General features: G+C 44.1%; 20 protein-coding genes. 19 read left to right on the forward strand and 1 reads right to left on the reverse strand.

The genetic code is table 11. The features are described from left to right. Positions 1–143 precede the first annotated feature (143 nt). The 16 genes from cgtA (at position 144) to B3R91_RS03825 (ending at position 18,018) form a co-directional block, all read left to right on the forward strand. Complete coding sequence (cgtA, locus tag B3R91_RS03750) at positions 144–1,346, forward strand: Obg family GTPase CgtA (protein WP_068404524.1); 1,203 nt, start codon at positions 144–146, stop codon at positions 1,344–1,346. A gap of 110 nt (positions 1,347–1,456) precedes the next feature. Continuing rightward, on the forward strand, positions 1,457–2,629 hold the full coding sequence (gene proB / locus B3R91_RS03755) for a glutamate 5-kinase (RefSeq protein WP_144296520.1): 1,173 nt from the start codon (positions 1,457–1,459) through the stop codon (positions 2,627–2,629). A gap of 209 nt (positions 2,630–2,838) precedes the next feature. Further along, entirely contained in the window at positions 2,839–3,975 is a 1,137-nt protein-coding gene (gene hemE, locus B3R91_RS03760; protein WP_144296519.1) for a uroporphyrinogen decarboxylase, read from the forward strand. Positions 3,976–4,125: 150 nt separating this feature from the next. Beyond that, positions 4,126–5,193, forward strand: a complete 1,068-nt coding sequence (gene argC / locus B3R91_RS03765; RefSeq protein WP_201591658.1) for an N-acetyl-gamma-glutamyl-phosphate reductase — start codon at positions 4,126–4,128, stop codon at positions 5,191–5,193. Between the two features lie 103 nt (positions 5,194–5,296). Further along, complete coding sequence (locus B3R91_RS03770) at positions 5,297–6,181, forward strand: hypothetical protein (RefSeq protein WP_286796544.1); 885 nt, start codon at positions 5,297–5,299, stop codon at positions 6,179–6,181. A gap of 158 nt (positions 6,182–6,339) precedes the next feature. Continuing rightward, the gene (locus B3R91_RS03775) at positions 6,340–6,747 is read left to right on the forward strand and encodes an ATP-dependent Clp protease adaptor ClpS (RefSeq protein ID WP_068404516.1); all 408 of its coding nucleotides are present in this window, start codon (positions 6,340–6,342) and stop codon (positions 6,745–6,747) included. Between the two features lie 669 nt (positions 6,748–7,416). After that, the gene (gene clpA / locus B3R91_RS03780) at positions 7,417–9,990 is read left to right on the forward strand and encodes an ATP-dependent Clp protease ATP-binding subunit ClpA (RefSeq protein WP_286796545.1); all 2,574 of its coding nucleotides are present in this window, start codon (positions 7,417–7,419) and stop codon (positions 9,988–9,990) included. A gap of 135 nt (positions 9,991–10,125) precedes the next feature. Beyond that, positions 10,126–10,863: a uracil-DNA glycosylase gene (locus tag B3R91_RS03785; RefSeq protein WP_286796546.1), complete on the forward strand. Its 738-nt coding sequence runs from the start codon at positions 10,126–10,128 to the stop codon at positions 10,861–10,863. Beyond that, a complete protein-coding gene (tadA, locus tag B3R91_RS03790; protein WP_286796547.1) occupies positions 10,864–11,418 on the forward strand; it encodes a tRNA adenosine(34) deaminase TadA in 555 nt (184 codons plus the stop codon). It begins immediately after the preceding gene. Between the two features lie 179 nt (positions 11,419–11,597). Continuing rightward, positions 11,598–12,353, forward strand: a complete 756-nt coding sequence (gene cmk, locus B3R91_RS03795; protein WP_286796548.1) for a (d)CMP kinase — start codon at positions 11,598–11,600, stop codon at positions 12,351–12,353. Between the two features lie 235 nt (positions 12,354–12,588). After that, on the forward strand, positions 12,589–14,277 hold the full coding sequence (rpsA, locus tag B3R91_RS03800) for a 30S ribosomal protein S1 (protein ID WP_068404509.1): 1,689 nt from the start codon (positions 12,589–12,591) through the stop codon (positions 14,275–14,277). A gap of 255 nt (positions 14,278–14,532) precedes the next feature. Next, positions 14,533–14,838, forward strand: coding sequence for an integration host factor subunit beta (locus B3R91_RS03805; protein WP_068404507.1), 306 nt, complete (start codon positions 14,533–14,535; stop codon positions 14,836–14,838). A 73-nt stretch (positions 14,839–14,911) separates the two neighbouring features. Beyond that, positions 14,912–15,322 (forward strand): lipopolysaccharide assembly protein LapA domain-containing protein, encoded by a 411-nt coding sequence (locus B3R91_RS03810; RefSeq protein ID WP_286796549.1) that lies wholly within the window; start codon positions 14,912–14,914, stop codon positions 15,320–15,322. An 86-nt stretch (positions 15,323–15,408) separates the two neighbouring features. Then, entirely contained in the window at positions 15,409–16,107 is a 699-nt protein-coding gene (gene pyrF / locus B3R91_RS03815; protein WP_286796550.1) for an orotidine-5'-phosphate decarboxylase, read from the forward strand. A gap of 164 nt (positions 16,108–16,271) precedes the next feature. Then, positions 16,272–17,069, forward strand: coding sequence for a metallophosphoesterase (locus B3R91_RS03820; protein ID WP_286796551.1), 798 nt, complete (start codon positions 16,272–16,274; stop codon positions 17,067–17,069). A 106-nt stretch (positions 17,070–17,175) separates the two neighbouring features. Then, positions 17,176–18,018 carry a histidine phosphatase family protein gene (locus B3R91_RS03825; RefSeq protein WP_144296509.1) on the forward strand — a complete coding sequence of 281 codons (843 nt, stop codon included), beginning with the start codon at positions 17,176–17,178 and terminating at the stop codon, positions 18,016–18,018. Between the two features lie 159 nt (positions 18,019–18,177). Here the strand turns inward: B3R91_RS03825 and rpsT are convergent, their stop codons facing one another. After that, positions 18,178–18,444 carry a 30S ribosomal protein S20 gene (gene rpsT / locus B3R91_RS03830; protein ID WP_010200097.1) on the reverse strand — a complete coding sequence of 89 codons (267 nt, stop codon included), beginning with the start codon at positions 18,442–18,444 and terminating at the stop codon, positions 18,178–18,180. Between the two features lie 524 nt (positions 18,445–18,968). Between rpsT and B3R91_RS03835 the strand changes: the two genes are divergently transcribed. From B3R91_RS03835 to mfd, 3 genes are all read left to right on the forward strand, one after another. Continuing rightward, positions 18,969–19,670 carry an NAD-dependent epimerase/dehydratase family protein gene (locus B3R91_RS03835; protein WP_144296508.1) on the forward strand — a complete coding sequence of 234 codons (702 nt, stop codon included), beginning with the start codon at positions 18,969–18,971 and terminating at the stop codon, positions 19,668–19,670. 75 nt (positions 19,671–19,745) lie between these two features. Next, positions 19,746–20,288 carry a ribonuclease E activity regulator RraA gene (gene rraA, locus B3R91_RS03840; RefSeq protein ID WP_082894266.1) on the forward strand — a complete coding sequence of 181 codons (543 nt, stop codon included), beginning with the start codon at positions 19,746–19,748 and terminating at the stop codon, positions 20,286–20,288. Positions 20,289–20,662: 374 nt separating this feature from the next. Then, positions 20,663–24,382, forward strand: coding sequence for a transcription-repair coupling factor (mfd, locus tag B3R91_RS03845; protein WP_286796552.1), 3,720 nt, complete (start codon positions 20,663–20,665; stop codon positions 24,380–24,382). Positions 24,383–24,560 lie beyond the last annotated feature (178 nt).

Here is a 24,560-nt window from a genome sequence, read left to right on the forward strand (position 1 = left end):
TATTTCAAGTTGAGAGTGGGGTGTTTTAAAGAAGATTTTATATTTTTTTAAGTTATTCATAACTACCAAACATATAGCTACCACCTAAAATACAGTCGCTGACTGTAAGTTGATAAACGAGATGGTAAATAAAGGAACGAAAGATGCGATTTATTGATGAAGCCGTCGTAACGGTAAAAGCAGGTGACGGTGGTAACGGAATCGCCAGTTTTCGCCGAGAAAAGTATGTCCCACGCGGTGGCCCTGACGGTGGTGATGGCGGTAAGGGCGGCGATGTCTATGTCATTGCCGATGACAATACCAACACCTTAGTTGACTACCGTTATACCCGTCGTTATGACGCCATGCGCGGTGAAAACGGTCATAGTAAGAACTGTTCGGGTAAAGGCTCTGACGATATTTATTTGCCAGTTCCTATTGGTACGACCGTGGTTGATACCGAAACCGACGAAGTATTAGGCGATTTGATTGAAATTGGTCAAACGTTACTGATTGCCAAAGGCGGCGACGGCGGTCTGGGTAATACCCATTTTAAAAGCTCGACCAACCAAGCACCGCGCAAAGCCACTTCAGGTTTTGAAGGCGAGTTAAAGGTGCTGAAGTTTGAGCTAAAAGTAGTCGCTGACGTTGGTCTGATTGGTTTACCTAACGCGGGTAAATCAACCTTTATCCGTCAGGTATCTGCCGCCAAACCTAAGGTTGCCGATTATCCCTTTACCACCTTAGTGCCAAACTTAGGCGTGGTTGATATCGGTCGTCACCGCTCATTTGTGATGGCAGATATTCCAGGTTTAATCGAAGGCGCGTCAGAAGGCGCAGGACTTGGCATTCGTTTTTTAAAGCATGTCGCTCGCACGCGCCGTCTGTTACACTTGGTTGATGTAAAACCGATCGATGGCAGCGACCCAGTAGAAAACGCGCGCGTGATTTTAAATGAGCTTGAGCGTTTTTCACCTGAATTGGCCAATTTGCCACAGATTTTGGTGCTAAATAAAATTGATCAGGTTGCCGAAGAAGACTTAAACGAGCTTTGCACTCATATCGTGGCTGAGCTTGGTTGGACGGGTATGGTATTTCGTACCGCAACCTTGACCGGTGAAGGCGTTGATGCGATTAAGTACCATTTGATGAATGAGATCGAGCGCGAGCGTGAGCGTGAACTCGAAGATCCGATTTTTGCTGAAGCCCAAAAAGAGCGTTTTGAGCGCTTAGAAGCAGAAGTTCGTTTGAATACCGAAGCGCAGCGTGAAGCCTATCGTGCGGCTCGTAAAGCAGCGCGTGAAGGTACCAATTTAGACGACGATGACGATTTCGATGATGGCGTCGAAGTGGTATACGTTCCTTAATATATCTAAGGTTAAATTGGCAAAAGTTAATGTTTCGTTTTTTAAATAGGTGTGTGTACAGTTTTTAATATAATCCACGTAATTCATTTACCCTAGCAACAGGAGTTTATATGGTAGTTGACATAGAGAACACGACAGAAGAAGCAAGGTTTGTTAAGCAAGCTCGCAACTTTGATATTCGGCGCGTTATTGTCAAGATTGGCTCATCGCTATTAACCAATAATGGACGAGGGCTTGATCGAACTGCCATTTACGAATGGGCAAAGCAGATTGCCAAACTGCATAAGCAAGGTGTGGAAGTATTGCTAGTGTCGTCAGGTGCGGTTGCTGAAGGCGTGGTGCGAATGAATCTGGACGAGCGCCCAAGGAAACTGGCGGCGCTACAAGCTTGTGCGTCCATCGGACAGATGGGCTTGATTGAAACCTGGTGGTCAGCATTGATTCAGCATGGTATTCAAAGCTCGCAGCTGTTATTAACTCATGATGATTTGTCTAATCGTAGTCGCTATTTAAATACCACCGGAGCATTGACGCAGTTATTAGAATGGCGCGTACTGCCCGTGATTAATGAAAACGATACCATAACCATTGATGAGATTAAGTTCGGTGATAATGACACCTTAGGCGCGATGGCAGCGGCAATGGTCAATGCCGATTTATACATTATCTTAACCGATCAAGATGGCGTCTTTACTGATAATCCGCGTAATAATCCGAATGCCAAAATGATTCGCCAAGAGCGGGCGATGGCCGATTACTTATTTGATATCGCCGGTGACGGCGGCAAACTTGGTCGTGGCGGTATGCTGACTAAAATTCGTGCTGGACGCTTGGCTGCCATGGGTGGTTGTCCAACGGTTATCGTGAGCGGCGCTATCGACGATGTCATCACGCGCGTGGTTTCTGGCGAAGCCGTTGGTACGTTATTGACCACTAATGACGAAGATAAAATCATTGCTCGTAAACAGTGGTTAGCGGCGCATTTGCGCATGTCAGGCACGCTCATTGTAGACGCTGGGGCTGCAAAAGCGGTTGTCGAACATCACAAGAGCTTATTGCCAGTTGGCGTCGTCGAAGTCCGCGGTGATTTTGATGAAGGTGATGTGGTTGAGATTGTCAATCAAGACACGGGCGAACGTATCGCTGTTGGTCAAGTGAACTTCTCATCGCGTGACGCTTGCCGCGTGGCTCGCGAGCGTACAGAGCAGTTCGATAGAATCCTTGGTAACAAAGAAGAGCGCGTGGTCATGGTACATCGCGACAATTTAGCGTTAACCGTGTAGTTATACCCCTTTAATCGGTAGGTGTTGTCAAAGCTTAATAGTAAATGGCATTTAATATAAAGAAGCTGATATCAAATGATTATGAAGCTTTTTAGAATTAAATGCCGCTATCTATGCGTTATAAGCGTTTATTAATCTTTTCTTTCACTTATTTTATCTTGCCCTGTTATTTATTTTATTGAATATAGGGCTGTTTTGGAGAGTTGTACATGAGTGCTTCAGACAGTAACCATGCGCTTGAGCAGAACTTTGCGCCTTTAAAAAACGATAGATTGCTACGAGCACTCCGCTTTGAGCCCATAGATACCACGCCCGTATGGATGATGCGTCAAGCTGGTCGTTATTTACCAGAATATAAAGCCACCCGCGCTGAAGCCGGTGATTTTATGAGTCTATGTAAAGATACGGCGCGTGCGACCGAAGTCACTTTGCAGCCGCTGCGCCGTTATGAGTTGGACGCCGCGATTTTATTCAGTGATATTTTGACCATTCCTGATGCCATGGGGCTAGGACTATATTTTGAAACAGGCGAGGGTCCGAAGTTTAAGCATCCGATTCGTACGCAAGCGGATTTAGACCGATTACCTGTGCTCGATATGAATGACTCGCTTGATTATGTCATGCGCGCGGTGACGAGCATTCGTAAAGCACTAAACGGACAAGTGCCGTTATTCGGCTTTTCTGGTAGTCCTTGGACGCTAGCGACTTACATGATTGAAGGCGGCAGCTCAAAAGATTACCGCTATACCAAAGGTTTCTTATATAGCAATCCGGAGTTTTTACATCAATTATTAGATAAATTGGCAACGTCAGTGATTGATTATTTGGATGCGCAAGTGGTTGCTGGCGCACAAATTTTGCAGATATTTGACAGCTGGGGCGGGGCGCTTGGTCATCGTCAGTTTGTGAATTTCTCGCATGCCTATAATAAGCGTATTGTCGCTGAGCTAAAGGTACGTCATCCAGAAATCCCAGTCGTGCTATTTACCAAAGGCGGTGGATTGTGGCTTGATGTGCAAGCGGATAGTGAGGCCGATGCGCTAGGTCTAGACTGGACGATGCCTATAGATCGCGCCCGTCAAGTATTGACAGAAAGTCAGCGCCAATTGACCAAGCAACATAAAAAGCTACAAAGCAGCAAAGCCATTCAGGGTAATTTAGACCCCGCAACCTTGTACGGCTCGCCTGCAACTATCCGTGCTGAAGTCAAGGCCATGCTCGATAGCGCTTACGCCAGTGGCGAAAAAACCGGCTATGTGGCAAACTTAGGTCACGGTATTACCCAGTGGGTCAATCCTGATAATGCCAAAGTCTTTATCGATGCGGTACATGATTATAAAATTTAAGTTATAAAACTTAATACCGTTAATTATTAAAAAATCAACGTTTAAAAGCGCTAGTAACAGCGCTTATATTTAGAAGCGACAAGGTTTAACTTTGATGTAGAGCTTATCTCTATCTAAATATTTACGCATTAAAAGAAAAAGGAATATCTTATGATTTCAGCAGCGATTGTCGGCGGCACAGGCTATACAGGTATTGAGCTGATTCGCTTATTGTCTGCCCATTCTGAAGTGTCTATTGATTTGCTAACCTCGCGTAGCGAAGCTGGCACCCGCGCTGATGAGATATTCCCAAGTTTACGCGGTATCTCAGATATCGTCTTTAGCGACTTGGGCGATGAGACACTTGCGACCTTACAAAAATGCGACGTGGTGTTTTTTGCCACCCCGCATGGCGTGGCGATGAAGCAAGCTGAGGCGTTAACGGCAGCGGGCGTCAAGGTCATTGATTTGGCGGCGGATTTTCGCTTGCAATCATTAGCAGATTTTGAGCACTGGTATCAGCAAGCGCATGCCTGTCCTGAATTGTTAAAGACCGCCGTTTATGGCTTACCTGAAATCAATCGAGAAAAATTGGCCAATGCGTTAGTTGTCGGTAACCCTGGCTGCTACCCAACTACCGCTATTTTGGGCTTAAAACCTATTATCGATGCGCAAAATCAGCAAGCCGAAAGGCTGGTTGAGTCGCGTATCGTTATCGATGCAAAATCTGGCGTTTCGGGCGCGGGTCGGCAAGCGAAGCTCGCGCTTAACTATGCGGAAACCACCGATAATTTTAAAGCGTATAGCGTTGAAGGTCATCGGCATTTACCAGAGATTGAGCAGGGTGTTGCTCAATTATTAGAAAGTCAGTTTGACCATCGTATCCGTTTTTTACCGCATCTGGTGCCAATGATACGCGGCATGCTGAGCTCTATTCATTTAGAGCTTACCGAAGCAGGCACTGCTATCGATTGGCAGCAAGTATTTGAGAGAAGCTATGCGGCAGAGCCGTTTGTCGATGTGATGCCAAAGGGGCTTTATCCTGATACGCGCAGCGTGCGAGCCAGTAATCGTTTGCGTATTGGTATTCACCAAGACAATGCGCGTGCTGAGCTGACGGTGATTGTTGTGCAAGACAATTTGGTGAAAGGTGCTGCTGGGCAGGCCGTGCAAAATATGAATGTGATGTTTGGTTTCGATGAATCGATGGGCTTAGACTTTGCCCCTATCGTTCCTTAACAGATGTCTAGCCATTAACAAACCCCACATATTTATGGTGCTAGGTATTGATTATAAATTCCGCTATAATAACCTGCCTTTATTGTTAAGAGATATCGTCTAAATGCGTTTGAAGAGTGCACCACGCCTTTGCCAACAGCCTGCACGAGTATTGTGCCAAGACTCTGTTTCCTATGATGTGGGGCACGATGCGCATCTCTCTTATTCTCATTACCAACAGAGTCATGCGCTGATAAATAGCCCGCTTATTAGTAATAAGCAACGAGGCGCTTCCACCTTAGTATTGGCATTATTCGTGGTGACGGTATTGGTGACCGCTGGAGTTGGACTCGCATTTGGCCATAAACTTGGCTATCAGCGCGGCTATTATTCGATGCAGGCAGAAACTCAGCAAGCGGTGATTACCAGTAAAGAAGCCACGCAAGAGCTAAAAGATTTACGCCTTAGCAGCAAAATTGCCACCAATGAAGCAGCTACTGCTAAGCAAGAGTTAGAAATAAGTTTGGCAAATTTAAAAGAGCTACGTGAAAACCAACAGGAATTGACGGTTGAAAATAAACAATTAGCCCAACTTAATGAGATATATGCCGAGCTTGTTAGTGAAAATGGCGGTATGCCTTTACAAATACTTGGGGCAAAAATTAAACCTTTGCCTGAAAACGCTTTTGAGTACGGCTTTGATGTGGCAATGCTGGCCAGCGACGGCAAAGCTAAGCGCTTAAAACCTACTTTAACCTTGCTGAATGATAATGACTTTGTAGAAGTGCCGCTTGAGCCTGCAAGTTATACCATCGATGGCATAACGCGTATCCGCGGCCGCTTTATGATGCCAACAGGTTTTAAACCTTTGCAGGTTAAACTAAGCTTAAATGCTGGTGGGCAGGAAGTAGAGCAATTATACGACTGGAAGCTTGGTGATAAGGTTGATAGCATGCCGTTGTCACTTTTAGATTTGCCAGAAGTTGATGAAAGCCCCATTGAACCTTAAGTTTTTGATATTTGGTTGAAATTTATTTTATTGAACCTTAGGTTTTTAATGTATTAATACTTTCGTGTCTGATACTAAGTGATAGCTAGACAGGTCTGCTACTCTTTTTTAATCCCCTTTATGCTGATACAGCATCGCTATTAATTTGTACGCTAATTATGATAAAACAACCGATATTACATTCAACGCCAACCGTTGCTGATTGGCATTTCCCAAATACGCCACTGCGTCTGGCGCAAGATGGCGATACTGAGGGCGAAACTTCACCGCAAGCTGATGTATTGGTCGCAGAGCCAGAAGTGGCAAAACCGCCGATGTATGCAGTGGTCATGTATAACGATAACTACACGCCGATGGAGTTTGTCGTCTATGTGCTGCAATCAGAGTTTCGTCATAGTATGGATACAGCGGTTGAAATTATGCTGACCATTCACAATAGCAGCAAAGGTATTGCCGGTATTTATCCAAAAGACATCGCTGAAACCAAAGCCAAAAAAGTCAACAGCTTGGCGCACCGTGAAGGTTATCCTTTATTAACTCAAATCGAGCCCCATCAGGGCGAATAACTTTTTAGCCTATTTTGTCTTAAGTTTTCTCTAGGTGCTGTTGATTCTAATCACTTCTCTATTTCTTACCTTTTTATTTATTACAAGAACAGGCTAGAGCAAACCTGCTGTATTCGCCAATGGTTTGCTCTAATCTATTTGTCTACTTGATTCCTGCCTTTTTAAATTTATTGTCATTCCTTTAATTCTCTTTTATTAATCTTCCTAGCTTTGTATTTCCTGCTTGATTTTTCTTTCATATCACCCATATATTAAAGTATACCCTTGTACACTTAATCGGATTAAACCCCACATTTTTCCATGTCGTTTTAGCACCTTTTATCTCTGTTATATTCAACCGTGAATTTTAAAAATAGCCGCTCGAAGTACTTTATCGCCTATTTTTCGCTTTAATACTGCACAATAAATACTGCGCAATTAAGGTCTAGTGGACACTTCGATACATTTTAGTCAGCGTTAAAAGATTGACTATGGTTAAGTATCATGTTGAGATAAAGGTAAGACGCAAATAGTACTCAAGCCATGGAAGACATCATTCAATAATATGCAGTAATGTCTGTTAATAATCCCAACATTGCCCTTGAACAATCCATCTATCGCCCTGATTTAGTTACTAACTCATTCATAAAGCTATCAATAATAAGATAGGTACAACCGTAGGAAGTCCTTATGTTAAGTCGTCATCTTGAAGTTTCTTTGCGTTTAGCAATGACACTTGCGCGCCAAAAATCGCATGAGTATCTCACTGTTGAACATCTGCTATTGGCGTTATTGGAAAATACCAATGCTGCCAATACGTTGACTGCTTGCAATGCCAATGTGTCAACGTTGCGTAGTGAGCTAGAAGCTTATGTTAATAAGCATACGCCAACTGTGGACGCAGATTCTGAACAATCACCACAGCCAACCCAAAGCTTTGACCGCATTTTACAGCGTGCTATTTTCCACGTGCAGTCTATTGGTGGCGGGCGTTTAGTGGAAGGTTCTGATATTTTGGTATCGATGTTCTCAGAGCATGATACCTATGCCGTTTATTTGCTTAAAAAACAGGGAATCAGCCGCCTTGAGCTGACCCAGTATTTATCACATGGTCAAGACAAAGACGAGCCATCTGAGCCACGTGCGTCGATGACAGGTGAGCGCCGTAGTGCGTCAGAAAAAACCAGCAAAGATCCTTTGGTTGAATTTGCAACCAACTTAAACCAACGCGCCGCTGAAGGCAAAACCGACCCACTCATTGGTCGTGGCCCTGAGATTGAGCGTGCTGCACAAGTGCTATGTCGCCGTCGTAAAAATAACCCGCTACTGGTCGGTGAGCCGGGCGTGGGTAAGACTTCAATTGCTGAAGGTTTGGCGTGGTTGATTATCAATGATAAAGCGCCAAAACCGCTTAATGGCTGCGTGATTTATAGCCTAGATATCGGCTCATTAATCGCTGGCACTAAGTACCGCGGTGATTTTGAAAAACGGATGAAATCACTACTTGATGCGTTAAAGAAAAAGCCCAATGCGATTTTGTTTATCGATGAGATTCATATGATTATTGGCGCAGGCTCGTCAATGAGTAGTAATATGGACGTCTCAAACTTAATCAAACCAGCACTTGCTAATGGTGAGCTGCGCTGTATTGGTTCAACAACCTTTACCGAATACCGTCAGGTGTTTGAAAAAGATCATGCATTGTCACGCCGTTTCCAAAAGATTGATGTGAAAGAACCAAGTGTCGACGACAGTATCGATATTTTACGTGGGTTGAAACCGCGTTATGAAGAGTTCCATAACGTCGAATATACTGACGAAGCCTTGGTCACTGCTGTGCAATTATCGGCGAAACACATTCATGAGCGCTTTTTACCCGATAAAGCCATCGATGTTATCGATGAAGCGGGTGCTTATAAGCGCTTGGGCATCGTCGCGGATTTGGACGATATTGATGCTGAAGAAAGCTTTATTGCCAATTTAGAACAAGACTTTGATGCGCAAATCGATGCCGATGAAGAAGGTCTTGGGGGTGATGCTGACGATGACAGCCTTGATGAAACAAGCACTGCTAACGAAATGCAAGAAGAAGCAAATACGGCAAAAGCCGATGATAAAGCCAATGGGTCTAAGAAATCTAAAGGCAAACGCGCACCGATAAAAATCGATGTTGCTGATATCGAAGCCATCATTGCTAAGCTTGCGCGTATTCCGCCCAAATCCGTGTCCAGTGATGATAAGAGCATTCTTGAGCATTTAGATCGTGATCTTAAACACTTAGTATTTGGTCAAGATGAAGCGATTGAAACCTTGGCTGATGCGATTAAACTGTCGCGAGCTGGGCTAAAAGCACCGGATAAACCAATTGGCTCATTTATGTTTGCTGGTCCAACCGGGGTTGGTAAAACAGAGGTATCGCGTCAACTGGCTAACTTGTTAGGTGTAGAGCTGGTCCGCTTTGATATGTCGGAGTACATGGAAGCGCATACTGCTTCACGTCTAATTGGTGCGCCTCCTGGTTATGTTGGTTATGACCAAGGCGGTTTGCTGACTGAAAAAATCAATCAGCATCCGCATTGCGTGTTATTACTTGATGAAATCGAAAAAGCACACCCTGATGTCTTTAACTTGTTATTACAAGTGATGGATCATGGTACGTTGACTGACAACAACGGCCGCGTGGCTATCTTTAAGCAAGTGATCGTCATTATGACGACCAACGTCGGCGCTGAAAGTATCAGCCGCTCTTCGATGGGCTTTACCCAACAAGACCACAGCCGTGACAATACCGAAGCGCTCAAACGTGTCTTTACGCCTGAGTTCCGTAACCGTTTGGATGCGATTATTCAGTTCAACGCGTTAGATACGTCGGTTGTGGTTTCTGTGGTCGATAAGTTCTTGGTTGAGCTACAAGTACAGCTCGATGACAAGCAAGTCACGCTCGAGATTGACGATGAAGTCCGTGATTACTTGGCGGAAAAAGGCTATGATCGCCTCATGGGTGCGCGTCCTATGCAGCGCCTTATTCAAGACGAGATTAAAAAACCACTCGCAAGTATGATTTTGTTTGGCGACTTGGTAAACGGCGGGATTGTACATTTAAGCTTAGAGTCCAAAGAAGCCAATGAGCAAGACGGTGATACTGTTAAGCTTGATAAAAATGGCGGTAAATCTTCGGATAAAGGGTCAGCCGACAGTCGTATTATCTTAACGGTCGTTGAAACCCATGAGCCCCATCCAGATTCTGAGTCACTAGCTAGCTAAGTTTTTACTATTGATATAATAACAACGGTTACGGTGTTATAAAAACGGTTACAATGGTAGCCGTTTTTTTATTGCTATAATTTATTGAATGACCGTATTTCTTATACTCCTATAAAAAATAAAAAAGGACCTATCATGGAATTGTTTGATGAAAAATCTACGAAAACCGAGGCCCAAAAACAAGCGATTCTGGACAATGTGCGCTTACCGGACGACTGGAAACAAGCCTTAGCAGAAGAATTGACCTCTGATAATATGGATAACTTGCGCGCTTTTTTAAAAGAAGCCTATCAATCGGGTGATAGTATTTATCCGCCAGCGCCGTTGATGTTTAATGCGTTAAATCTAACGCCGTTATCACAGGTGAAGGTGGTGATACTGGGTCAAGACCCTTATCATGGACCAGGGCAAGCGATGGGTTTATCGTTTTCAGTACCAAAAGCGATGCCAAAACCGCCGTCTTTAAATAATGTGCTAAAAGAGATGGCGAGTGACATTGGTATTGCCCCGTCAAAACATGGCGATTTAACCTATTGGGCGCAGCAAGGGGTGTTATTGCTCAATAGTTCTTTGACGGTTAAAGAAAGCGAGCCTAATAGCCATCAAAATAAAGGGTGGGAGCAGTTTACCGATGCCGTGATCGACGTGGTCAATGACCAAACAGAGCATACGGTATTTATTTTGTGGGGTAGTAAAGCGCAGAAAAAAGGTAAATATATCAATACCGATAAACATTTGATTCTGACCGCTGTCCATCCATCGCCGTTGGCTGCCAACCGCGGCGGGTTTTTTGGTTCTAAGCCGTTTTCTAAGACCAATGATTATCTAATACAGCACGGTCAAACGCCTATCGATTGGCAGTTACCGCAGTAAATGAAAAATATACAAAATATAAGCTTGCAGCAGCACTATCCGCCAGTTAACCACCACCTTGCTACAGATCAATTTTGGTCAGTTGAAGATGTTAAATGGATGCATGAAGCATTAAATTTGGCTAAACAAGGTGCTGAGCATGGCGAGGTGCCAGTAGGAGCAATACTGGTACACAATCAGCAGATTATAGGTCAGGGTTTTAATGAGCCGATTGGACGCCATGACGCAACCGCGCATGCAGAGATTATCGCGTTAAGGGATGCCTGCAGGCGTTTAAACAATTATCGCTTGCCGCTTCAGACAACGTTATATGTGACTTTAGAACCGTGCACTATGTGTATTGGCGCGCTGATTCATGCTCGCGTCGATAGGCTTATCTATGCAGCAAGCGAGCCGAGGGCTGGTATGGTTGGTAGTCAAATGAACTTGGCTGCCGAGTCTTTTTATAATCATCGTATTCAAGTACATAAAGGCTTGTGCCGTGAGCATAGTAGTCAAATGCTAAAGGATTTTTTTCGGCAGCGCCGGCAAGCGTCCAAACGAAAAAAAAGATAAAAAAACCGTTCAAATGATTAACAAGATATTTTCCTCACTGCTAGTGATAGGGAGTTATGTTTGCTATACTATTGCCCTATTTGCTTATGAATCTGTCTATTACCGTGCAAGCGTTTGATAGCGCAGGGAAATTCTTTGTTTACCACGACGTCAGCTTTGCCGACGATTAAGTGAGTGTTATGTCTGCTTTTATACCTGATACTAATGACAATAGTGAGACGCCGTCATTGCGCTATCCGGTTATCTGTATTGATGGTCCAAGTGGGGCAGGTAAAGGCACGGTTACGTGGCGTTTAGCGCAAACCTTGGGCTATCAGCTGCTTGATTCAGGGGCGTTATATCGCATTGTTGGTCTAAAAGCGTTTGAAGCAGGTCTGATTACAGCAGATGCCAGCCAAGCGATTGATGAGACTGCGTTATTAGAGTTGACCCAAAGCTTACAGATCGTTTTTGAGCCTAATAGCGATTCAGGGCGCGTGGATATCATTGTCAATGGCGCTAAGATTGGTGAGCAAGTACGCAATGAAACCGTTGGCGGTTATGCTTCACAAGTTGCAGTTTATCCAAAGGTGCGTCAAGCATTGCTTAAATTGCAGCAAGACATGGCAACCCAATCAGGATTGGTCGCTGATGGTCGCGACATGGGTACGGTAGTTTTCCCCGATGCCGATGTAAAGGTCTATCTGACCGCAAGCGCTACCGCTCGCGCAGAGCGCCGCGTGGCACAGCTATTAAAAGCTGGGCAGGCGGCTGATTTCGATGCGATTCTGGCAACGATTAAAGCGCGAGATGAGCGTGATGAAAACCGAGCAACGGCACCGTCAAAACCGGCTGAAGATGCACTGGTTTTAGATAGCTCAAACCTAGACGCTGACGCGGTTTATGAGTTGGTAAAAAAACATTGTCAAGATAAGGGTGTTTGTTTTAATCGTTAATAAAAACAACATTTTAAGTACTAAAAGGTTTCCTATGGCTTCCGTTTTAGTATAAAATTGTATAAATATAAGTAAGACAGTCGTTGCTAGTGAGTTCGCTGCAAAATCGCTTATTAGCAACAACTGTTTTTTTATATGACTGCATAAGATATAAAACCAGTATTCTCGTTTTATACAGTCATACATTTGATCCGTACTGTGCTGGACAGGATACGGCTATACAAAGGTAGACATAATGGAATCATTTGCTGAACTATTTGAAGCGAGCATCGAAGAAACAGGTCTTGATATCGAGCGTGGCTCGGTTATCACTGGTACTGTTGTAGCCATCGATAGCGATTGGATCACAGTAGATACTGGTCTTAAATCTGAAGGTATCGTCGCTCGTGAAGAGTTTTTAAGCGAAGAAGGCGAACTTGAAGTTGAAGTTGGCGACACAGTCGACGTCGTGGTTGAAGCGGTTGATAACGGTATGGGTCAAACCTTACTGTCACGCGAAAAAGCCAAACGCGTTGAGACTTGGAATTTCCTTGAGAAAATCTCTGATAACGATGAGATCGTTAAAGGTATTATTTCTAGCAAAGTAAAAGGCGGCTTTACCGTTGATATCGGTTCAGTTCGCGCGTTCCTACCAGGTTCATTGGTAGACGTCCGTCCGATTCGTGATACCACGCATCTAGAAGGCAAAGAGCTAGAATTTAAAGTTATCAAACTTGATCAAAAACGTAACAACGTCGTGGTAAGTCGCCGCGCTGTTATGGAAGCTGAAAACTCAGCTGAGCGTGAAGAGCTGTTGAACAAGCTTGAAGAAGGTATCGAGATCGAAGGTATCGTTAAAAACCTAACTGATTACGGTGCATTCGTTGATCTTGGTGGTATTGATGGTCTACTACACATCACTGACATGGCGTGGCGCCGTATCAAGCACCCATCTGAGGTGGTTGAAGTTGGTCAAGATCTAAAAGTTAAAGTATTGAAGTTTGACCGTGAGCGCAATCGTGTAAGCTTGGGTCTAAAACAACTTGGTACGGATCCTTGGGATAACGTTGGCGGCACTTACCCAGTAGGTAGCGTTGTTAAAGCACGCGTCACTAACCTAACTGATTATGGTTGTTTCGCTGAAATCTCAGAAGGTATCGAAGGTCTAGTACACGTATCAGAGATGGATCATACCAACAAAAACATCCACCCATCAAAAGTTGTTCAAGTGGGCGATGAAGTTGAAGTAATGATCCTTGATATCGACGAAGAGCGTCGCCGTATCAGCTTAGGTATTAAACAAACTCTTGCTAACCCATGGGATGAGTTTGATAAGAAACACGAGCGCGGTGATAAAATCACTGGTACGATCAAATCTATCACTGATTTCGGTATCTTTATCGGTCTAGACGGTGGTATCGATGGTCTTGTTCATCTGTCTGATATCTCTTGGAACGAAACTGGCGAAGAAGCTATCCGTAACTACAACAAAGGCGACACCGTTGAAGCAATGGTATTGTCTGTAGATTCAGAAGCCAACCGTATCAGCTTAGGCATCAAACAATTAAGCTCTGATCCATTTAACGAATACCTGGTCAACAATGACCGCGGTGCTATCGTTAATGGTAAAGTAAAAGAAGTAGACGCGAAAGGTGCGACTATCGAACTTGCTGACGAAGTAGAAGCTTATTTACGTGCTTCTGAGATTCAACGTGATCGCGTTGAAGATGCAACCAAGCATCTATCTGTTGGTGATGATGTTGAAGCGAAAATCATCAGTGTTGATCGCAAAACTCGTAACATCAACTTGTCAATCAAAGCAAAAGACGAAGCTGAAGAGCGTCAAGCGATTAAAGAATTGGGAAGCACTGGTACGACTGCTGCTGCCGGTTCTGATGCACAGCCAAAAACCATTGGTGACTTAATCAAAGAACAAATGCAGTAAGCGGTAGTTTGTTGATATAGTTATACTATAAAAAGAAAGCGACTCCGGTCGCTTTTTTTTGTGATTAAATTTGAGTATGGGGCAAGTTAGTAAGGTTTTATGGTAAAAAAGGAAACTCTTATTCCTATTTATGCCAATATCCGCTATCATTTGCAACATTGAGTAACGAGATATGAACGTAAAATTAAACAGTTTTTAATTGTTCAATTTACTTCATTATTATCTTATCCATTAATCAATAAGGTCCATGTGATAATGCAGCAAGCAATTAACAAGTCCGAATTTATTAGTAATCTGAGTGCGAATTGTGACAACATGACAGATACTGTCGTCGATGATGCAGTACGCGAAATATTAAATTTGATGACCGATACCTTAGCCAATGATGGTCGAGTAGAGGTGCGGGGCTTTGGTAGTTTTTGTCTTCATCATCGCCGTGCCCGTATGGGACGCAATCCTAAAACAGGCGAAAGCGTACCCGTACCTGCAAAAGCCATTCCACACTTTAAGCCGGGCAAAGCGCTACGTGAAGCTGTCAATGCCAAGGTAGCAAACGGTTAGGTAAGCAGAGCCGTCAGAATGTCGCGTTCTTTGTTAAACGGTTCATACGATTCAACATAAAAGGATATCTCTGATGCGTATTTTACTGCTGGTATTACTGTTTCTAAGCTTCGCTTATTCGCTCGGTTTGGTATTGGCCAATAATACCGAAGTTGGGGTGAACCTACTTTTTTCCCAAGCACCAACGATGAATTTGGGCTTATTACTGATTCTGTGCTTAATACTCGGCATTGTGATTGGCATGTTACTCGCGCTGCTTATCTTCCGTGTGCTACAAAATAAGTGGGAAATCTCACGGCTACAAAAGCTAAATACCAATTTGCAAGAGCAGGTGACGCAGGCCAATATCGTCATTGACCGTCAGGCAAACGCACCATCGGTACAAGAAGCGGTTTATGGTGCGACAGCGACCAATGTACAAGACGGCAGCATTAGCGATGTAGACGATGGTGCTACTTTAACCAAGCAAAAGCGTGAGCATTGAGTGCTAGGCCAGCATTCTTATATTGAGACGTTTATATAATCATTTAATAATAATCATTTAATAAACTGATATAACGTGGCACAACTATGAATAACACCATCCATTCTCCAGTCGTCGTTGCACTGGATAATATGACTAAAAATGCCTCTTTAGCGCTAGCTGACCAATTAGACCCAGCGTTATGTCGCTTAAAAGTAGGCAAAGAGCTGTTTACCCGCTGTGGTCCTGACATTGTTAAAGCGCTACATCAGCGTGATTTTGACGTGTTTTTGGACTTAAAATTTCACGACATTCCTAATACCACCGCCCAAGCGGTACTCGCAGCAGCCGAGCTTGGTGTATGGATGGTCAATGTGCATGCAAGCGCGGGCCTTGAGGCCATGTCGTTAGCCAAGCAGCGCTTGTCAGACGGTAATTTTGAAACCCTGCTAATAGCTGTTACTGTGCTGACTTCTATGGACAATCAGGCACTGACGCAAACCGGTATCACTGATGGTCTAGATGCCCAAGTGAGCCGTTTGGCACAACTGACTAAGCAAGCGGGTCTTGATGGGGTAGTATGCTCAGCACAAGAAGCAAAAACACTTAAAGCGTTATGTGGGCAAGATTTTAAGCTTGTCACTCCGGGCATTCGCTTGCCAGACGACAATGCTGATGATCAAAAACGTATCTGTACACCGAAGCAAGCATTAGCAGATGGTTCTGATTATTTGGTGATTGGTCGCTCAATCACCCAAGCAGTAGATCCTTTGGCCAAATTACAATTGATATTGAATGGTATCTAGCGCTATAGATCGACCGTATAATAAAAAAAGACAGCCTAATCCGCTGTCTTTTTTACTTTTTGCTCGTTAACGAAAAGCTGCTACACTGGTTAAATTCACGCTAATCGTAAGCTGAGGAAAAAGCTAACGTTTGCAAATAGTCTGATTGGATAATAGTAAAACCTATGAAATTACAGATTTTAAGTGACTTACATATTGACAGTTATGCGCGGCAATCGTATCCACTAGGGCGCATCCCTAAAACGGATGCAGACGTGCTGCTCGTAGCGGGAGATACTGCCAATAGCGATGATGGTATGCCATGGCTACAAGAGCAGGCAGCGCATTTGCAAGTACCTTTGATTACTATCGCGGGCAATCATGAATACTTCGGCGAAGATGTACTGCATTTTGATAAAAAGCTAGCCACTTGGGATAATTATGATAGTGAATTAGAGCAGGGCGTGCGCTTTTTACAGTGTCAGTATATTGATATTGGTGAAGTGCGGATTCTGGGTTGTACGTTATGGACGGACTATCAATATCAAGCTGATGTCGATACGATGGCAGCAGCTAGGCGTTTTATGCGCGATTATAAGCAAATTTATGCGGGTGGCGAGCTGTTCTCTCCTGAAGTATCGATACAAATCCATACTGCGCATCGTCAGTGGCTACAGCAAGCGCTGATAACGGCGCAAGCATTGGGTAAAAAAACGGTGGTCATGAGTCATCATAGTATTAGCCCATTATCGGTGTCTGAAAAATTTGGCAACCTACCGAGTAATGCCGCCTTTGTCAGTGATTTATCGAGCTGGATGCATGAGGACTGGGCACCTGTGCTATGGGTACATGGCCATACTCATGAAGCCTTTGATTATCAAATTAATAAAACGCGGGTGATAGTCAATCCGCGTGCTTATCCTAATGAGGTAAGCAGTACCGAATTGGCGTTTGTTTGGAACAAAGTGGTGGATATTGGCTAAATCCTGTTAACCAAGCGCTTATATCGATATGTAGCGGAATAAGCTATAGTGCAACAGACCTTATATTTTGTTCATTCTCATCAATAAATCTGCTACGCTTACTACCATGAGTAAATTGCCTAATAATATCCCATCGGAACGATCGACACCGCCTGAAAAGCCTACGAACCTCAGGCCAAGCGTACCTGCACCTTCTCACTTACCTGACAGTATGATGTCTTCGGTAGGTTTGTTGCCGGTAGATAAAAGACTGATTTTATTTACCAGACATTCTTTACGTGAGCGCTCTGATGGTAATGGGTTTGCCAGTTACCAACTACCATTAACGCCAAAAGGTCGCGTGTTGGCAAAGTCTTGGGGGCGCTGGCTAGCAGAACATCTGCCGTATTCGCTCGATGTTGATAGTATCTCAAGTCCGATTGGTCGCTGTATTGATACCGCGCAGCTGATGCAAGAAGGTGCGGGACTACGACGCGATATTGCCCATCAATCGCTACTGGTTGAACCTGGTAGTCTGGTGACCGAACCTGAGATTGCCAACCCGGTTTTTAAAGAAATTGGCGTGCTAAACTTTATCAATCGCTTCTTGCAAGGCAATCTTGAAGGCACGAAAAACGCTTATCAAGGCGGACTTGATCTTTTATCGCTTTTTTATCAGAATCAGCCGCAACATGGGCATTTAATGCTCGCCGTCAGTCATGATACGTTACTATCAGCGTTTTTGGCAGTGATGCTAGACGTGGTTGAGATTGATTGGAATGATTGGCCAAAGATGATGGAAGGGGTATTTTTGTGGTTTGATGATAAGCCTTTTGAGCAAGCCAATGCCTATTTCGTTTGGCGCGGGCAAGTATATATTCGTCCAATCAGCGATTTATTACAGGGCTACCGTGCCGCTGGTTTTCATCCAAGCAAATTACTATTGCCACCAGAAGTAAAATGGACATAGACCTTATTCTTTAAGCATTTAATTAAGCCGCTAATGTTTTCAAATGCCAGCTTTTAACTATTAAATAGGCATAAAAAAACCCTGCCCCAGTATGAAAACCAGTAGCAAGGTTTTGGTCATCACACCCTCAAGTGCGATGCGGTCTAAACGCAACCAAACTTAAGCTTGTAAGCCTTTGATGGTTTTGTTTAGGCGGCTCTTACGACGAGCAGCTTTATTCTTATGAATAATACCTTTGTCAGCCATACGATCAAGAACCGGTACCGCTTTTTTGTAAGCTTCGGTAGCCGCGTCATAATCTTTAGCAGCGATAGCCGCATCAACACGTTTTAGATAAGTACGAACCATAGAGCGTTGTGACGCAGAGTTCTGACGACGTTTGGTGTTTTGACGGGCGCGTTTACGAGCTTGTGCAGTATTAGCCACGCGTATCTCCTTGATAAAGACAGATAAAAATATGAATGTTGATTGCAATAATAATGGGTTTAACAATCATCGGTGACGAGCAGCCTCTCGCCAAACATGATGTCGATGTCTATTATGAGGGCACTTATCTGTTATTAAAGTACCTAATAGTAATAGAGCATCGCTCGCGCCAGAACTGTTTGGAATAATTAAACAGCGTTGACGTGTAAAGCCGGTTATCTTAGCAAATTATTGCGCTTAGAACAATATATTTGATGATTAATGCTAAAAGAAGTTATGCTAGCCGATCTTAAAGGTTTAATTAAAGGGTTTATCGCGCTAACAAATGAATTATCTAACAAAAGTTCGACTTAAAAGTCTGAATTATTCCCATAAACCTAGACGTTGATAAAATCTCTTACAATAAATTGTGTAGAATAGCGCTAGCGAGTTGTTAATTTAGGTATGATACCAAAGCAAATAATTTCTACAAGACATCATTTTTAGCATTATAATCACCCCAACATGATACAAATGGATAGGCTATGCAGCGAAAAGCAATTGTAATTGGCGCAACAGGACTGGTCGGACAGCATCTTGTTAAGCAGCTTAGTGAGCTTTATGACACGTTGATTGTAATTGCACGGCGGCCGCCTCGCTACATCAATGCCAGCATGCGCTTTTTTCAGGTTAGTGATTTTGATAACTTGGCTGAAATATTTGCCAGTGTCGGCGTAGATAGTAAGACCGATGCCTTTAGCTGCCTTGGTACCACCAAAAAACAAGCAGGTAGTGACGAAGCGTTTCGAAAAGTTGACCACGACTATAATGTCAATTTTGCCACATTGTGCCGTGTGAAAGGCGTGGAAAACTTCTTTTTATTGTCCTCAATGAATGCCGATATCGACAGCCGTTTTTTATACAATCGGGTCAAAGCGGAAACAGAGCAGTCTATTATGGCGCTAGGTTTTACCCAGTTGGTGATTTTTCGGCCATCGTTATTACTTGGCAAGCATAAAGGCCGTCCGCTTGAAAGCTTTGGTCAAAAAGCATTTAAACTGATCTCGCCAATCGTCCCCGAGTCATTATCCTTGCATCCTATTTCTGCCAAGCGCGTTGCCAGTGCGATGGCGATGAGTGCGCATGAGGTATATCAGCGTAATAAATATCGTAGTGAGCCTACCATTACAGACACGGAAATTATCGAAAATAAACAGCTACTAGCAATGACCAAAGTCAAAAAATAGCCTAAGCATAAATTGATAAAAACTCAGATTTCATGATAGATAATTCAACTATTTAACTTAACAAGGAGCGTCACGATGTCAGATACAGCAGAAACAACCACGATGAATAAAGACAACTTTGTCACTTGTGATTTATTAGATGCCAATCCTGAGTCGCAAGTATGCCTGCCCAATATCGAAGGCAAATCATTTTATAGCTTTGGCGGTAAAGACAGATTTTGCGGTGAAATCGTGACAGTAAAATGCTTTGAAGATAATAGCCGCGTAAAATCTTTATTGAACAGCGATGGCAAAGATAAAGACGGCAATGGCAAAGTCTTGGTCGTTGACGGTGGCGGTTCAATGCGCTGCGCGTTGCTCGGCGATATGATTGCGCAATCAGCGATTGATAATGGCTGGGCAGGGGTGGTGGTATATGGCTGCGTGCGTGATGTAGATGATATGGCGCAAATGGATATCGGCGTCATGGCGCTTGGCTGCATCCCGCGCAAATCAAATCGCCGCGATGAAGGTCAAACCGATATTGAAATCCGCTTTGGTGATTTAACGTTAAACTCAGGTATGTTTGTTTACGCCGATAATAACGGCATTATCGCGAGCGAAAAACCATTAATTTAAAAACAGCTTATACTTTAACAGTAGCTTTATGGTTATAACTCTAAAACCTCAGCTTAATCGTTGAGGTTTTTTTATTTAAGTAGCTTGTCGTTATAGATGAATATGCGTTTTTTCAATTGTTTATAGTGAGTGAAAAGTAATATCGATACATCACGCACTGCTGATATCCATTTTTCTTGCTTGCTGTGCCTGCGCAGACAGAGGCTACAAAAAATTGATATCAGCAGTACCGTAGCGTTTTTAGGATATTTTAACTATAGTTTTTGGTTTTTTCATAACAAGGCTAAGTGACAAACCGTTACGGCATAAATTTTGGTAATTGCGCAAATATTCGTATAATAGCTTTCTGACTCTTAACGTTGACCCTATTCTTTATGTCTATCACTGCTTTGACCGACGCCTTTGACCCTATTAACCAGCAGTTATTTCCTATCCAGAATGCCGAGCGGCGTTGGCTGGCGCCTGTGCATGGAGCAGTCAGTAGCTTGTGGCTCGCAAGTCTGGTACAAACGCCGCTATGGGATGTGGCTGACCGTCTAAAGGTTGTGGTGACGCGTGACCAAAATCAGCTTAACCAGATAGAGACGGAGTTGGCATTTTGCGGCGTCGATGCTTATGTGTTCCCTGATTGGGAAACGCTGACCTATGATGAGCTGTCTCCGCATCAAGATATCGTCAGCGAACGTATTAATCTGTTAACGGATATGCCAACGTCAGGGGTGTTGTTAATATCGGTACAGGCATTGATGCACCGTGTTGCACCGCCAAGCTGGCTGATAGGGCAGCATTTTGATTTGAGTGTCGGTGATCGATTCGATATCAATACTCAGCGCGAACTATTGGCAAAGGCGGGTTACCGCGCGGTTGAGAACGTCTTTGAGCCGGGCGAATTTGCCGTACGTGGTAGTATCATTGATATCTTTGCCATGGGTCAGCCATTTCCGCTACGCCTAGACTTATTCGATGATGAAATTGAAACCATTCGCTTTTTTAATCCGCAGACCCAGCGCACATTGACCGTTGATGACCTCAAAACCATGATAAGCGGCAACGATAGCAGTATGGGCAAAGAATCGCTATCGCTGCTGCATAAACTGCCAGATATCTCAAAGCCCATTAAGCAATTTCAAATACTACCCGCTAAAGAGTTTCCGCTCGATGAAGGGCGGGAGACGTTCCGCACCAACTTTGCTGCTATGTTCCCCAATGCCAGTAGCCGCAAATCTGAGCTGCATAAAGATGTCATGGCAGGTATTGCCAGTAGCGGACTTGAGTATTATCAGCCACTGTTTTTTGATTTAAAGGATTGGATGGCAGAAAGTAATTTGTTTTCCTATTTGCCAAGCGATGCGCTGTTTATAACAGATGAGCTGATTAACGAAAAGCAGGCAGATTATTGGTCACAAATTCAGCGCCGTTATGAAGAGCGCCGTCACGATATTGACAAGCCCATCGTTGCGCCTGAATTGTTGTATCTACTATCAAATAGTCTAAACGAGCACCTTAATCATTATCCGCGGGTGATACTGAGTGCGCGCAATGAGCTTGCGACCATGACTGATGTTGCTGCGATTGATAGCATTGATAACGATGACGCAACCTTAGCATCTGAGCAACTATCGCTGACGCCAAAAAAACAGGGGCTAGTGACGTTAAGCGCGCAAGAACCGCCACAACTACCAGTCAATCATCAAAAAGCCGAACCTCTTAGCGAACTGTTAGCGTTTTTAGCGCTACAAGCGCAAACAGCAACACCTGTATTAATTGTGGCAGAAACGGCGGGTCGGCGTGAAATTCTGATTGAACTGTTTAAAGGCAAAATAGATGTCAAAGCTTACGATAGCTTTGAGGCATTTTTAGCAGCGGACAAATCGAAGAATAATAGTAATAAGTTACCGCAAGTCGGATTGACCATTGCGCCTATTGAACGCGGCGTTTACGTCCCTGAGCGCTTGGTGGTGATTAGTGAGACGCAATTATTTGGCCGGCAAGTGCTGCAAACGCGTCGTCGCCGGCAAAGTGGGGTATCAGAAGAGTTCTTGGTTAAAAGCGTCACCGAAATCACCGAAGGCAGTCCAGTGGTGCATATCGAGCATGGTATTGGGCGTTACAATGGCCTGATTACGCTCGATGTTGGTGACGGCGAGCAAGAGTTTATTCACTTAAAGTACGCTGATGACGCCAGTATCTATGTACCGGTTGCCAATTTACAAATGATTAACCGTTATAGTGGCGGAGATCCAGCGCTTGCGCCATTACATAAAATTGGCAGCGGTAAATGGGATAAAGCCAAGCAAAAAGCGCTCGAGCAAATCCATGACGTGGCGGCCGAGCTGCTTAATATGCAAGCACGGCGCGAAGCGAAAGTCGGTATTCATTTTAAAATTGACCCATCGCAATATGAACTATTCGCCAGTCAATTTGCCTTTGAAGAAACGCCTGATCAAGCCAATGCCATTCATGCGGTGATGGAAGACATGCGACAGAATCAGCCAATGGATCGTCTTATTTGCGGCGATGTTGGTTTTGGTAAAACAGAAGTCGCTATGCGTGCGGCGTTCATTGCGGTCAGCGCAGGCTATCAAGTGGCGGTGTTGGTGCCGACAACCTTGCTCGCCGGTCAGCATGAAGACAATTTCCGTGACCGTTTCGCTGATTGGCCGGTACGTATCGAAACCTTGTCACGCTTTGGTGGTAAAAAGCATCAAGATACCGTGTTAACAGACCTCGCAGCGGGCAAGGTCGATATTGTTATCGGTACGCATAAACTTCTGCAACCTGATGTAAAGTTCTCTAATCTGGGTTTAATGATTGTCGATGAAGAACATCGTTTTGGTGTACGCCATAAAGAACGTATCAAGGCGATTCAGACCGACGTCGATAGTATGTCGATGACCGCGACGCCAATCCCTAGAACGCTTAATATGGCGCTCTCAGGGATGCGTGATATGTCGATTATTGCTACCCCGCCTGCACGTCGTCTGGCGATTAAAACCTTTGTTATGCAAAAGACCGATGCCTTATTAAAAGAAGCCATCTTGCGTGAGCTACTACGCGGCGGACAGGTTTATCTATTGCATAATGATGTCGCCAGTATTGAGCGTATGGCCGAGACCGTCCGTGAACTGGTGCCTGAAGCTCGAGTAGGGGTCGCGCATGGGCAAATGCAAGAGCGCCAACTTGAGCAAGTGATGCAGCAGTTTTATCATAAAAAGTTTAACGTGCTCATATGCTCGACCATTATCGAAACCGGTATTGATGTGCCCAATGCCAATACCATTATCATTGAGCGCGCCGATAAATTTGGCTTGGCGCAATTGCATCAGCTGCGTGGTCGCGTTGGTCGTAGTCATCATCAAGCCTATTGCTACTTGCTAGTGCCTTCTATCAAAGGTCTTAAAGGCGATGCTAAGCGCCGTCTGCACGCGATTGAGCGCGCCAATACCTTGGGCGCAGGTTTTATGCTGGCAAGCGAAGATTTAGAGATTCGCGGCGCGGGTGAAATCCTTGGTAAGCAGCAAAGCGGTAACATGCAAGCGATTGGCTTTAGCTTATATATGGATATGCTTGAGCGCGCAACGAAGGCGATTAAAGCCGGTAAAGAGCCGGATTTAAGTACGCCGCTGTCATTGACCAGTGAAATCAATTTGCACAGCTCGGCGCTAATACCAGAAGAATATTTGCACGATGTGCATCAGCGCTTATTGTTTTACAAACGTATTAGTAATGCTGATGATAAAGAAGCCTTGACCGATATTCGTACCGAAATGATTGACCGTTTTGGGACATTACCCGACCAGACTAAGCAATTATTTGCCGTTCATGGACTGCGTATACAAGCTGAACCGCTCAAGATTAATAAGATTGATGCCAATAGCAGCAGCCTAACACTAGAATTTGCGCCTGATACGCCGGTCGACGCCTTAGCGATTATTCAGCTGATTCAAAAAGACGGTCAGCACTATCGTATGAACGGTGCATCTGGTATACGCTATCAAGATAGCAATAAGCTGGCAACACCGCAGCAGCGTGTCAGCGTCATTCAAGACCTATTGCGCTATTTTAGCGAGCATACAGTGACAGAGTCTGCCTAGCTTTGTTTGTTTATATCGCTAAACCAAGCACATTTACGAAATCGCTTAAGTACAGCAAATGCCATACGCTAAGACAATCAGTCACGGCGCTATTTTATCGCTTGGATAACTGATAAAATAGCGGCATCTTATATTTAGCCTGCTGTTTCTTTAAGCATAATGCTTTAAGCGTATTATA

The sequence above is a fragment of the Psychrobacter sp. UBA6291 genome (genome assembly GCF_002439405.1).
Taxonomy (GTDB): Bacteria; Pseudomonadota; Gammaproteobacteria; order Pseudomonadales; family Moraxellaceae; genus Psychrobacter; species Psychrobacter faecalis.